The sequence below is a fragment of the Salinicoccus roseus genome, from assembly GCF_003814515.1.
In the GTDB taxonomy this organism is placed as follows: Bacteria; Bacillota; Bacilli; order Staphylococcales; family Salinicoccaceae; genus Salinicoccus; species Salinicoccus roseus.
In genome coordinates this window covers 1,006,563-1,019,178 of record NZ_RKQJ01000001.1, presented here as the reverse complement: position 1 = coordinate 1,019,178, position 12,616 = coordinate 1,006,563, and the positions used below count along the sequence as shown (strand labels likewise).

General features: G+C 46.6%; 11 protein-coding genes. 8 read left to right on the top strand and 3 right to left on the bottom strand.

Annotated features, from left to right (window positions below; translation table 11 throughout):
* The first annotated feature begins 28 nt into the window (after positions 1–28).
* Both EDC33_RS05240 and EDC33_RS05235 read left to right on the top strand, forming a co-directional pair.
* The gene (locus tag EDC33_RS05240; RefSeq protein ID WP_124010426.1) at positions 29–1,468 is read left to right on the top strand and encodes a hypothetical protein; all 1,440 of its coding nucleotides are present in this window, start codon (positions 29–31) and stop codon (positions 1,466–1,468) included.
* A 96-nt stretch (positions 1,469–1,564) separates the two neighbouring features.
* Entirely contained in the window at positions 1,565–2,476 is a 912-nt protein-coding gene (locus tag EDC33_RS05235; protein WP_124010425.1) for an SGNH hydrolase domain-containing protein, read from the top strand.
* Between the two features lie 28 nt (positions 2,477–2,504).
* On the opposite strand, the gene EDC33_RS05230 is transcribed toward EDC33_RS05235, so the two are convergent.
* Positions 2,505–3,629, bottom strand: coding sequence for a glycosyltransferase family 4 protein (locus EDC33_RS05230; RefSeq protein ID WP_170156357.1), 1,125 nt, complete (start codon positions 3,627–3,629; stop codon positions 2,505–2,507).
* Between the two features lie 207 nt (positions 3,630–3,836).
* Between EDC33_RS05230 and EDC33_RS05225 the strand changes: the two genes are divergently transcribed.
* The 6 genes from EDC33_RS05225 (at position 3,837) to EDC33_RS05200 (ending at position 10,377) form a co-directional block, all read left to right on the top strand.
* Positions 3,837–4,331 carry a hypothetical protein gene (locus tag EDC33_RS05225; protein ID WP_124010423.1) on the top strand — a complete coding sequence of 165 codons (495 nt, stop codon included), beginning with the start codon at positions 3,837–3,839 and terminating at the stop codon, positions 4,329–4,331.
* A gap of 10 nt (positions 4,332–4,341) precedes the next feature.
* On the top strand, positions 4,342–4,977 hold the full coding sequence (locus EDC33_RS05220; RefSeq protein WP_124010422.1) for a P-loop NTPase family protein: 636 nt from the start codon (positions 4,342–4,344) through the stop codon (positions 4,975–4,977).
* Between the two features lie 105 nt (positions 4,978–5,082).
* Positions 5,083–6,261 carry a glycosyltransferase family 4 protein gene (locus EDC33_RS05215; RefSeq protein WP_124010421.1) on the top strand — a complete coding sequence of 393 codons (1,179 nt, stop codon included), beginning with the start codon at positions 5,083–5,085 and terminating at the stop codon, positions 6,259–6,261.
* A gap of 169 nt (positions 6,262–6,430) precedes the next feature.
* Positions 6,431–8,452: an acyltransferase family protein gene (locus EDC33_RS05210; RefSeq protein ID WP_170156356.1), complete on the top strand. Its 2,022-nt coding sequence runs from the start codon at positions 6,431–6,433 to the stop codon at positions 8,450–8,452.
* Between the two features lie 245 nt (positions 8,453–8,697).
* Positions 8,698–9,834 (top strand): O-antigen ligase family protein, encoded by a 1,137-nt coding sequence (locus EDC33_RS05205; RefSeq protein WP_188358169.1) that lies wholly within the window; start codon positions 8,698–8,700, stop codon positions 9,832–9,834.
* Between the two features lie 114 nt (positions 9,835–9,948).
* Positions 9,949–10,377, top strand: coding sequence for a GNAT family N-acetyltransferase (locus EDC33_RS05200; RefSeq protein ID WP_124010419.1), 429 nt, complete (start codon positions 9,949–9,951; stop codon positions 10,375–10,377).
* A gap of 44 nt (positions 10,378–10,421) precedes the next feature.
* Here EDC33_RS05200 and EDC33_RS05195 read toward each other — a convergent pair whose 3' ends face one another.
* Positions 10,422–11,207 carry a WecB/TagA/CpsF family glycosyltransferase gene (locus EDC33_RS05195; RefSeq protein WP_124010418.1) on the bottom strand — a complete coding sequence of 262 codons (786 nt, stop codon included), beginning with the start codon at positions 11,205–11,207 and terminating at the stop codon, positions 10,422–10,424.
* 54 nt (positions 11,208–11,261) lie between these two features.
* A complete protein-coding gene (tagH, locus tag EDC33_RS05190; RefSeq protein ID WP_124010417.1) occupies positions 11,262–12,608 on the bottom strand; it encodes a teichoic acids export ABC transporter ATP-binding subunit TagH in 1,347 nt (448 codons plus the stop codon).
* Between the last annotated feature and the right edge of the window lie 8 nt (positions 12,609–12,616).

The following is a 12,616-nucleotide window of genomic DNA, read 5'->3' as shown; positions in this document are numbered from 1 at the left end:
AAAATAAAGTAATAAAGGTGGGAAAATAGTGGATAAAGAACTTTTAAGCCAAGCCTTCAGTATCACAAAAGATTATCTGGAAACCAGTTCTCTACTGGATTATCACGTACAGTTAAACTATGGTCATTTATACTACGGGAATGATACGCGGCTTTACAATATAGGGGATGCAGACGCTAGGATATTTATGATTGGTTATATTCTGGATATCAGAGAAGATCAGAAAGAGACGGAAGACATACTTCGCGCCTTACTGAGCTGTTATTTAAATAATGAAGGTGCATTTCTAGAAGAATTGTCCTATATGAACGGAAGGTTTATCGTTATCTTGGATGATGAAGCGGATACAGTGGTTTATTCTGATGCAACGGCGATGCGGCCAATGTTCTACTGGAACAATACGTTCATTTCTTCCCATGAGATTATCATCCGGGAAACACTTGAAAGAGAATTTGGTATAAATTTGGATATTAGGAATTATCGCATGAATGGATTTTTAGATTTTACCGATACAGAATCCATTTATAAATTTAATCCCAATATGTGCTTTTCATTCAAAAACTTGAAATTTACGAGGATTTATCCAAGAGAGGTTTTGAACACATTGGATATGGAAGAGATCTTTCATAGCACTAATGAATATTTCCCGACTCAAGTATCGTGGTTGGACAAACATTATGATGAAATCCATTTGTCACTAACAGGTGGTTTTGATTCGAAATTTTCATTGGCGGTTACAAAGCCGCTTAATAAAAAAATTCATTACTTTACTTATATGCTGGAATTTACAAATGCAGAAAAATATGATGATATGAGCCAGTTCAGGAAGATTTATTACAAGGATAAATCAATCGTGGATAATCTTGTTTACAATTTCAACCTGAATCATCGTTATTTTATTTTCGGTAATTATCAAATGCCAAGAGATTTTCAAAAAAAGCTTGAGTATAATCTAAGTTCAAAACATTCCTTTGTTCTCAGCTATCTTACAGATATAGAATTTAATAAAGGGGGCATTCATATCAAGTCCACCTTATATGAACTTGTCAAAATGACTCATTCAGAGTATGCGGACAAACAGACGGATCATGAAACGATGATAAGGAATATAAAGCGCTGGGCACCCAAAGAGATACGGGAAAATTATGAACTGCTTCTGGAAATGTATGAAGCTTACTACAATAGAACTAAATTGGAAAATGCGGTCAGTAATAACGCAAACTTACCGGTTCTGCTCTATTGGGAATTCAGAATGGGGAATTGGCATAGTAATCTGACACAGGAAACAGACAGAACGCTTGAAACATTTGTGCTCATCAACAATAGATATATGCTTGATTATTTTATGCGTATTAAAAAAGAGGACAGGGTGGCAAAGTCATATCTCAATAAGGTAGTCAAGTGGTATTGGCCTGCGCTGAACTACTTCGTTGCCAACTCATTCGATACACTCGAAGATAGTAAGTGACAGTAGCAGGTTTCTTTTATATATTGAACCCTCTTTCGTACTATAAAATATAAATATCATCCTTAAGTGTATCGTCTGATGGAAATGGAGGGTAGAATGAAGCATTTTACTGTTTTAAGTATATTGGCGATTATTATGGTGGCAGTAGTACTTGTGTTATCTATTTTTGGTGCAGGGGAAAGCGTTACGACGTACGGGATGGTTGATGAAAAATACCCAGGAGCGATGATCAATGCCAAGGGCGCACCGGAAGTTGAGAAGCAAAAGCCGATTCCCGCTTTGGACGATATCGAGGACGACAGACCTATAGTATATGAAGACGGCTGTCACGTTAAGCCTGGTGACTCTGAAGTCAATGTCTGCGAATATGGGGAAATATCAGATTATAAGCATACGGTGGCTCTGATAGGGAGTTCAAAATCAGCACATTGGCTTCCGGCGCTCGAGTCTTTTGCAGATGAGGAAGATGTGAGGATATTGAGTGCCACAAAGAGTGGGTGCAATTTTTCATTGTCTGAAGGCCAAGCAGAAGACTGCAGACAATGGAATAGGGATGTGGTGAAGGAAGTGATGGACAAGAAGCCGGATCTTGTAGTTACATTAGCCGATACAATACATAACCCTGAGACAGTTCCAGACGGGTACATCAAACAATTCGAAAGGTTTGCCATTCATGACGTGCAAGTGCTTGCATTGAGAGATACGCCCTATTTTGAGGATGAAGTGGCGGCCTGTCTCGAAGTATACGGTCTGAACACTGATGAATGCAACACAGATAAAAAGGATCAGTACCCGGAAGTATCCGCATGGTCCCGGCTGGAGGATCCTCCAGCCAATGTTCATTATGTCGATTATACGGACTACATCTGTAAGGATGATGTCTGCCAGCCAGTTTTGGGAAATGTAGTGGGGTTCATCGACAGGAGCCATATGACCAGTACTTTCAGCGCGACATTTGGTCCCATCTTAAGAAGGGATGTCATTGAACTTCTTGAATCTGGGGCATAACCCGGGTGTACTCTAGAGAATAAGTTTTTCATTCATTCAATCTTGGAGAACTGCCAATTTGATTTGAAACATGCTTGCTCTGGACCAGGCTTTTGTAGAGGCCATAAAGTCTGCCATTAATCTCATCAGCATTGAAATACCGTTTGGCAATTTCATGGGAGAATTCACCAATTGTCCGGATGTTCTTTGGAGCATCCAAAAGCAGGTCCAAGTCGGCTTCTACACTGCCTAGGACATAGTCATTAAACTTATTTCCAAAGCCACCGAAGTTTCTGTAAAGACCTTCCTGCCAATTATTGTGATGGATGAGGCCGATATATTTCTTGCTTCCAACAGCGATGACAGGTTTTCCTGAAACCATGCCTTCAATTGCCGACCTGCCAGGTGCCATTACGATATCACTTTCCATATAGGCACGTGCCAGTTCTCTGTCAGTCAACCAACCTTTATAAACGATAGTATGGGGACTACCTTCCAATATTTTGTGGAGAAGCTGAAGGAAATCCTCCCTGTAGGCTCCCTCGCCAATAACATGGAAATTGATTTTCACAGCGTCCTTATTACGGATATGTGCTGCTGCGAGCAGGTATATATCCAGTATGAACTGTTTATCATGATCCAGACGTGTGATGAGTCCAATTGTCAATTCTTCTTGACCATGTTTGTAGAGACGCGGCTTCCTGAACAGTTTAGGATCATATCCATTTGGGAGCACGGTATACTTTTCATGGTAATTCTTTATTCTGCTCTGAAGGTTATTCCGGATGCCTTCAGAGACGGTCACAACAGCAGATAGGTGCCGGATATACTTATTAAGATGATCATGCCACATACCATGGAAGGTTTCGACCATAGGAATATTATGTTTCCGACCATACTTAAGGGCAGAGGTTTTGGAAGGGCCAGGGTGGAAATGAACCAGGTCAAAATCTATAGCAACTGCTTCAATTTTGGAGACTGTAGCATCCGTATCCGAAAAATCGGTGGAAATGGTCCGAATCCCTTTTGCCTCAAGCCGCTGTTGCAAAAGACCCGGTTTCAGAACTACATATACATCACATTTCTTTTTCTTCATGAATAGGGCAGAAGAATAGACATTCTCATGAAGTCCACCCATTGGTGCTTTAAAATAAAGAATATACAAAAGCTTCATTACAGTTCCCCTTTCCATACTACTCGAAGTAGAATACTGTTTGTGCCCATTCTAACATAATACTGTGCGTTCTAAGGGAAGGGCAATACATATATATTTTTTTCAAACTGTTATATATAACGCTAAAAGATTATGTCGGGGCTTATGAGACTGTAGCATTCGGCATGGCATACATAAAGAGGGAAGAGAGGATACAAAATGTACTTTATGAAAAGGAATCTTACTACAATATCCATATTCACTCTTCTTGCCGGGTGCATCGGGACTTTGGCAGCGGCCTTTATGCTTCCTGATACATATGATTACGAGGCCTTCTATACGCTGAGAAATGAGATTTCAGACTCAACACTTGAAGAAATGGAGACTGGATTGACTGAGAGTATGGATATCCCTCCCGGTTATTTAGCAATCAACCGAAGAGAAGAACAAGTTGTGCTTGAAGTTCTAGGCCAGCGTCCGGAAACTGCGGCAACAGCAACTTCGCGCTTCGAGACCATTATGGAGGAGAGGGTGATTATCTATACTTCGGGAAAAGTTCTTGAATCAGAAAATGATAGGGAACAGCTTCGCGCACTCATAATACTTATTTCCATTATTGCAGGATTGTTTGTAGGCATTGTTTACGCTGCACTTAATCGCAGGATAATGACTGATGAAGATGTAAAGCGTTATTTGGGCGAAAAGACCTTGGGTAGATTCTAGGAGGGGTACAGTGTCAAAGAAAATGAGTTTCAACAACGGACAGAGCGTTTTAGATGAAGAAATCATTTCAAAACTTCATGAAACCGCGCAATCACTGGCCCGTTCATTGGAGCGGAATAAAATTCAGACGCTTTTGTTCAGTTCAATAAACGATGGAGAAGGGGTAGCTTCTGCAGTGCTGCATATCGCGTACATCATATCTCGAATGAAGCAAAAAGTCCTTCTTATCAACTTGGATCCATTGTCTCTGAAATATTTCAAGGATTACTTGGATGTTAAAGAAGAGCCGAGACTACTTTCAACACTGCAGTCCTCTGGCTACTTGAGCGAGGCGATTGACGGTACCGGCTTTGATTTAATCGACTACATCGGCATCGAGGATGTAGAGGAAGCGAAGGCGGCAAGCATTTTGAATGGTAGTGGGGTGGGAGAGCGACTTCTTCCTCTTTCAAATTATTTTGATTGTATCTTCATTGTTGGTCCGGAGTATGCTTTTTCGGATAAGTATGGCCATATATTTGGTCTCGCAGAAGGGGCTGTAACCATTTCAAAGGATAAAACCAGCGATTACAGGAAACTTAGGGGGTATCTAAATGAGCTCAAATACTATAATGTCCATAGTCTTGGACTTATCAGACGTAATTGATTATATGGGGCGGAATGATCAATAGGATTTGAAGGTTAATTATACAATCGCGGTATGTTACAATTTTAGTGGCATGCGTAAATCTAACTATCCAAAGGTGACCCGATGAAAATTCTACTCATTACACAGAACTTCTATCCTGAGATCGGCTCAGGGGCAAATAGATTCAAGAACCTATATACGCAGCTGTCGAAGAACCATGAGGTTACAGTACTCACCACAAAGCCGACATATCCGAATGCGAAGATGTACAAGGATGACAAGTACTGGAATGAACCTCTGCTCAACAATTCGACCGACATAATGCGCCTTAATATGCGCAGTGACAAGCAGGGCAAGACGATGGCTTCGCGCATGCTCTACTACTTGGAGCTTTCCTACAAGGTGCGCACCTACATAAGGAAGTACCAGCATGAATATGACGCAGTGTATGTGACGACCCCGAACATCTTTCTGCCGTGGGCGACGTTCTTCTTCCAGAAGAAGCTGAAATCGACTAAAAGGATCCTTGAAGTGCGGGATCTCTGGCCGGACAGTGTACGGGATATTGAGAAGATCAACATTGATAAGTTCTATACCACACTCAAGTTCATGGAAAAGATGATGTATCGCAAGGCGGATCGGATCGTCATCAACAATGAGGGGTTCCGTGCCCACATTGCCAAAATGGCACCGCTGAAGAGCCAGCTCTTCATCCCAAATGCCTTCACGGAAAATGAGGTCGGTTTCAGGCAGCCGCCTGAAGATTTCAAGGTGATCTATACCGGCAACATCGGTTTCGCACAGAGCTATGACCAGCTGATTGAGGTCGCCCACATGCTTGAGGATCGTGAGATCATCTTCAACGTCATCGGCTACGGGGTCAATGCACACAAGTTCAACCACTACATCAAAAAGCATAACTTCAAATATGTGCATACACATGAAGAGAAGAGCCGGTCGGAATGTCTCGACATGATCCGCCACCACAGCATCCAGCTCTCACTGCTCAAGGAGAGCGATGTCTTCCTGAATGTCCTGCCGGGCAAGATCATCGACGGCATCGGCTGCGGCATCCCGGTGGTCACGAACCTCGGCGGCTACACCAACAGCATGATCAATACATACAAGGTCGGTTTCGCGAAGGAGAAGGCCACCGCCGAGGAGATTATCGAAGCGATCGAAAAGATCAGGGACAACGAACAGCTTGAAGCTTCGTACCGCGAGAACTCACGGACCCTGCTCGATGAAAAGTTCCTGTGGGAAAACAATATAGAGAAACTCGAGAAGTTTCTGGAGAGCTGAAAAGGCGATGTACCTCACTGGTGCATCGCTTTTTATTATGTGATATGAACGCCTGATCTGACTCCTTTCATCTACAAGAAATATAAAGTAATAAAATTTATTGAATTTTCAGTAAAATTTGATGTATAATTACATCAAATCTTCAGGAATATAAAAAGAAGGTGTTATGATGATGAAATCAAACTCCGAGTTGGACTTGCAGAAGAAACGGTTCAGGCCTGAGATTGAAGGTTTGCGTATTGTAGCAGCCCTACTTGTTGCGATCTATCACATATGGATGCAGCGGGTATCGGGTGGTGTGGATGTATTTTTTGTAGTATCGGGTTTCCTGATTACAGCGTCTCTACTGTCGAAAGTGCATAAAGATGGTACCGTCAATTTCTTCGACTTCATCCTGGGACTTGCAAAAAGATTGTTCCCCGCTGCCTTCACCGTCCTTCTCAGCATCGTCATAGCAAGCTACTTTATTTTGCCTGAAGTCCAATGGACGCAGACGATCAAAGAAGTATTTGCATCGATCCTCTATTATGAGAACTGGCAGCTGGCCATGACGAATACGGATTATCTGGATCAGACGAATACAAAAAGCCCCGTCCAGCACTTCTGGGCGATGAGCATCCAAGGGCAGTTCTACGTCATCTGGTTCTTCATCATCATGATTGCCTTATGGACGAGCCAAAGGTTGGAGAGAGAAATCAGAAAAACACTGTTCGTCATACTGACCGCTTTGACGCTCATCTCTTTCGGTTATTCGGTCTACTTGACTGAAGTGAATCAGCCGTGGGCATATTTTGATACGCGCACGAGGGTCTGGGAATTTGCACTTGGCGGCCTCCTGTTCCTGTTCATCACTAGGATCAGACTCCCGTTCTGGATGAGCGGCGTAGTGGGCTGGTTGGGCCTGATTGCCCTTATCAGCTGCGGCCTTCTGCTTGATGTGGGTGGTCGGTTCCCTGGGTATGTCGCCCTCTGGCCTGTAGTGGCCGCAATACTGGTGCTCGCTGCCGGAGAGAATCCAACACGGTTCGGGGTGGAGAAGTTCCTCGGTTCGAAACCGATGAGGAAACTCGGCGGCTACTCCTACGGACTATATTTGTGGCACTGGCCGATCGTTGCATTCTATTATGTGGTGATGGGGACGACAGAAATACCGGTCATCCATGGCATACTGATCATCCTGCTGTCATTGGGACTGTCCTGGATGGTGACTAACATCATCGAAAAGCCGATCAGAGGTATAAAAGGAAAACGGAACTACCGTCCGAAAGTGGCCACAACCCTTCTGATGATGGCAGTGCCTGTGCTGGTCGCGAACACTGTATGGAGCAGTTCCATCAACAATGATATCAATGAAAGTACAAAGGCCTCAGCCCAGGACTTCCCGGGAGCGATGGCAGTGGAGAAGGGTATGGAACTTTCCTATGATCGAAATACCGAGCTGCAGCCGAGCCCTGCCAACCTTGATGGCGACGTTGCTGACACATACGAAATCGGATGCCATCATGAAGAAGGACAAACTGATCTACCGGTATGTGAATACGGGGAATTGGAAGATCCCAAGTATGAAGTCATACTCGTGGGCGGATCGCATGTCGTACCTTGGCTCGGGACTTTGAACACCTTTGCAGAAGAGGAGGGCATCAAGATATACAACATCACCAAAATAAGCTGCCGCTTCAACGGGGAAGGTGTAGGGGAGGAGATGGCACCGGACTGCCGGGACTGGAATCAGATGGCCAAGGAGAAAGTGATTGAACTTGATGCCGATCTGATCATCACGAATACCGACCTTGGTACACCGGCCAATCCGGAAGTCGAGCCTGAGCGGGTCGAACTTTATCGGGAGCTCGAAGCGCATGATATTGAAATATTCGGCATCAGGAACAATCCGCGACCACTCTTCGATATGGGCCTATGTGCCAATCCTGCAAATATAGAAAACGAGGAATGTACGGTTTCTGCGGATGAATACGTCCCGCAGCCGAGCAAGTGGAGCAGGGTCGAGGATAAGCCATCCAATGTGACCGAATATGACTACTCCGAGTATTTCTGCCCCGACGGCAGCTGTCCGGCAATCATCGGAAATACGATCGTCTACTTCGATGGCTTCCATATGTCGAACAGCTATGCCGAGTCCATGGGACCGATCGTCAGGGAGGATCTGATGGAGAAGCTTGAAAGTCTGGAATGATGAGCGGCAGATGCCGGATCAGCATCCAATGATATTAGTTCTTGAGATACGATATGGGAAGCTGAAAGGAGCGGTGCATCTCACTGATGCATCGCTTTTTACTTTCTAAATTTACATCAATCCTAATTTTAAAGGGAGTTTTAAATGACGAAGAGTGCAAAAGTATCATTCTGTATGTTTTCCTCGGACTTTTTCAATCAGCCGTGATAGAATGACATAATCACTAAGGAGGAGGAGAGACCATCATGACAAATATTAATGTGAATCGGGCCTATTTCACATATGAAGCAATCGTATTCACTACAGTGTTTACATTGCTGTTCATGGTGACCAACATCTTCATGATCGACTACCGGAACCTCCAGAGGATGATAACTTCACAGGATCCTTTCATGATCCTGATGCTTGCGGCAATCCTCGTATTTCTATATAAGAACGCCCGCATTTCGCTGTCCCCGCTCAGAAAAATGTTCCTTACGCTTTGGGGACTCTATATCGGGTCATTGTTCCTCAGCATGGTCATTGCCGGCCACTTCGTCTGGACGGAGGCGCTGATCCTGCTCATGGTGATGGCCATCCTTTTCTACCGCATACCAGGACGGCTCGTCGTGTATCTCGTCATCGGCGCACTCACAAGCCTGCCGTCACTGCTTCTGATCGACCATACGCTCAACGAATCTGGGGCGACGCTGGTGCTTGTATTTACGGCAGGGCTTCTGCTCATGTCGAGGACGAACCGGGCGATGATCTTCTATATGCTGCCGACGTTTCTGGTTCTTAATATCATTACGACAAGCAGGACGGCGATCTTCACCTATCTGGCCATCGCCTTCCTGCAGCTTGCCTGGATCAACCTGTACAGGACGATGGAGACCCAGAGAAAATGGTTCCTCGGCATCGTCACCGGTGGATTAGCCATCGTCTTCCTCATATTCGGCAGATCGATATACCGGTTCTTCGTAGGATACAGTACCAGCGAGCAGGGATTCAATATGAATGAATTCACTTCCCACCGCTATGAACTGTGGGCGACGGTGTGGCACAACAGACAGTGGTTCGGGGAAGGGCATGCGTACTTCAACTTTACGGAGCTTATCCACGCCCACAACATCTTCTTTGATACACTCGGGCGCTATGGCATCATCCCGCTGGTGCTGTTCATCCTGGTGATTGGGGTGATCAGCCTCTTGGCGACGACCAAATACACGCTCGGCATCCTGCTGTACTTCGGTGCCTACATCTTCATCGGGCTGTTCGAATACAACTACCTGTTCATGTTCGTCTACTTCTCGCCGATCGTGCTGCTGTTCATGTTCATGGCGTACATCTTGACACTCAGGGAGGACATGTCCGATATGAATGCGGCCAAATCTGGAAAATAGAATCCCTGGCACAGCAGACTTCTGCTGTGCTTTTTTAATGCAGCTGTATGGAAAAATAAATTTTCTGAAAATATGTAGTACAATGGAGTTGTCGAATATATTAGGGGGAACCGCATGTGGAATATTAAAAGGTTCGAGGAACTATCTCTTGGAGAACTGACAGAGATATTCCGTTTGAGGCAGGAGGTCTTCATATTGGAGCAGGAAAGCCTGTTTGAGGATATTGACGGGGAAGATGGAGAAGCGATACACATTTTCTATCAGGAGGATGACATGACCAAATCCTATTGCCGGATCACGAAGAGCGATAAGATCGTCATCGGCCGTGTGCTGGTCAATCCCGATTACAGGGGAGAGGGCAGGGGGAAAGAACTGTTCGACTATGCCCTTGAACATGTAAAGCAGGAATATCCGTCCACACCGGTCGCCATCACGGCCATGTGTTATCTGGAGGACTTCTATGAGACTTTCGGCTTCAGGCGGATATCGGAGCGCTATGATATTGCGGGGCACCAGCATGTGGATATGGCACTGGAGCAGTAAACCAAATAGGCATGAAGAAAGGGCTGGGAAATCATGATGATTTCTCAGCCCTTTTTGCGTTGGCGTGTCTTCGAATATCCGAACAGCCGCATGATGCTGCTGATGATTGGGGTATGGAGCATCATGAACTGGGCGACCTTCATCACCCGTGTGATGCGCTTCGGCTGCTTGATGAGCCGATACAGCCACTCGATCTGGAATCTGATCCAGATGTCCGGTGCGCGCTTGGCTTCACCGGAGAGAACGTCAAAGCTGCCGCCGACGCCCATGAAGATGCCTTTGTCGAAGTGGTCCATATGGTCTCTGATCCATTGTTCCTGTTTCATCATGCCGAGTGCGACGAAGATGATGTCCGGTTCCGTGTTCGCAATCGACTCTACTAGTGCGTCTTCATCAAGATCCGCATAGCCGTGGTGGCGTCCGGCTACCTTGAGTTTCGGGAAGCGTCTTTCTGTCCGTTCCACGGCCTTTCGGTTTGCTTCTTCCTTCGCGCCGAGGAAATAGGCGCTGTAGCCCTTCTCTTCGGCATAGGCGAGCATCGCACGCATGGTGTCGATGCCGCTCACCCGCTCCTGGAGCGGTGTGCCCATCATTTTTGCGGCATTGATGATGCCGATGCCGTCCGGCAGTACGTGGTCCGCAGACTGTACGGTTTCCTTGAAGTCAGGGTGATCGCGGGTGGCGATGACGATTTCGGGATTGGCGGTGACGATGAAGCATTTGTCCCCATGATCAAGGCACGGACGGACGGTACTCTCCATGAATCCCTCCAGTGTCGTGTTCGTGAATTCGATCCCCATCACTGTGACATTTCGGTTTTGTTCAGTCATAAGATCCCCTCTATCCATATAGAAAAATACCGGTCAGGACGACCGGCGGCTGTATCATGTTTCCGTCGTTTCTTCTGAAGTGCTGCTCTCATGGACCCAGACGTCCTTGTCTTCCCCTTCGATACGGCCTCTGTACCAGACATTGTTGCCGACGAGCACCGTTTGGTTCACGGCGAAGCTGCGGCCGGCATGATCTTCAAGAGATTCATACACATACTGCTGACTGCCGCCCCATGGTGCCGTTGCGGCAAAACCTTTCCCCGTCAGGGTGAGGTCCTTCCTGTCCCGGTCGACCAGCGTGTGGACGTGGGCCGTCGCTTCGGTGGCACGGATCCAGCCGATGACACCCTCGGTGCCGCTCGCCCGTGTACTGAGCAGGTAGTAGTTCTCGAACTGGTAGGTGGCTTCCCTTTTTACATGATATACCCTGTTTTTGTACTTTTTTGCATTTTCCGCCCTCTCGTGGTCGTTCGGCGCACGGAATATGTCGGTGGCGTGCGCCTTCAGATGGGCGAGCTTGCTGACCGGCTGGATGGTGTATTTGTGGGAGATTTCGAGATCTTCCTCCCCGTCATCCAGCAGCAGGAGGCTGCCGACCTTGCGGTAGTCGTTGCCGTTGGTCTCACGGTTCATCGTGCGTGTCCGATACTCGTCGCGTTCTTCCTTCGACATCTTCTGCCATTTGTTGAGGAACGACTCGTACAGCGGAATGACGTCACCCACTTCGCCGAAAGCCTTGACCCGGCCGAATTCGAGCCACAGTATCTTGTCACAGAAGTTCTTGACCTGGTTGATCGAGTGGCTGACGAAGATCATCGTCTTGCCCTGCTCCTTGAACTGCATCATCTTCTGCAGGCTCTTCTCGGCGAACGCCCGGTCGCCGACGGACAGTGCCTCATCGATGATGAGGATATCGGGATCGACGTTGACGCTGATGGCGAAGCCGAGGCGCGACTTCATGCCGCTCGAATACGACTTGACCGGCTGATCGATGAAGTTCTCGAGTTCGGAGAAGGCGATGATGTCGGGTTCGAGTTCCTGAATTTCATCCTTCGAGAACCCGAGCATCAGGCACTTCAGCTCGATGTTGTCTCGCCCGGTCAGTTCATCATTCAGCCCTGCTGCGACGGCGATCAGCGCCGTCTGGCCGTTGACATGGACTTCCCCGCCGGATTCCGGCACGATGCCGGCGATGATGTTCGACAATGTCGATTTGCCGGAGCCATTGATGCCGATGAATCCGATGACGTCCCCCTGTTCGGCCTCGAAGTCCACACCGTTCAGGGCATGGAACACCTGGCCGTGGGAACGCGGGCTGAGGAGGTCGAAGATGCGCTCCTTCTGATTCTCATAGAGCTTGTAGTTTTTTACCAGATTCCTGGTCACGATTGTTTTGGTCATTTACATCC

Bases quoted from the DNA above. Each gene is read 5' to 3' on its own strand.
- EDC33_RS05235 (WP_124010425.1), top strand. From the start codon at position 1,565: ATGAAGCATTTTACTGTTTTAAGTATATTGGCGATTATTATGGTGGCA.
- EDC33_RS05230 (WP_170156357.1), bottom strand. From the start codon at position 3,629: ATGAAGCTTTTGTATATTCTTTATTTTAAAGCACCAATGGGTGGACTT.
- EDC33_RS05225 (WP_124010423.1), top strand. From the start codon at position 3,837: ATGAAAAGGAATCTTACTACAATATCCATATTCACTCTTCTTGCCGGG.
- EDC33_RS05215 (WP_124010421.1), top strand. From the start codon at position 5,083: ATGAAAATTCTACTCATTACACAGAACTTCTATCCTGAGATCGGCTCA.
- EDC33_RS05210 (WP_170156356.1), top strand. From the start codon at position 6,431: ATGATGAAATCAAACTCCGAGTTGGACTTGCAGAAGAAACGGTTCAGG.
- EDC33_RS05205 (WP_188358169.1), top strand. From the start codon at position 8,698: ATGACAAATATTAATGTGAATCGGGCCTATTTCACATATGAAGCAATC.
- EDC33_RS05200 (WP_124010419.1), top strand. From the start codon at position 9,949: ATGTGGAATATTAAAAGGTTCGAGGAACTATCTCTTGGAGAACTGACA.
- EDC33_RS05195 (WP_124010418.1), bottom strand. From the start codon at position 11,207: ATGACTGAACAAAACCGAAATGTCACAGTGATGGGGATCGAATTCACG.
- tagH (WP_124010417.1), bottom strand. From the start codon at position 12,608: ATGACCAAAACAATCGTGACCAGGAATCTGGTAAAAAACTACAAGCTC.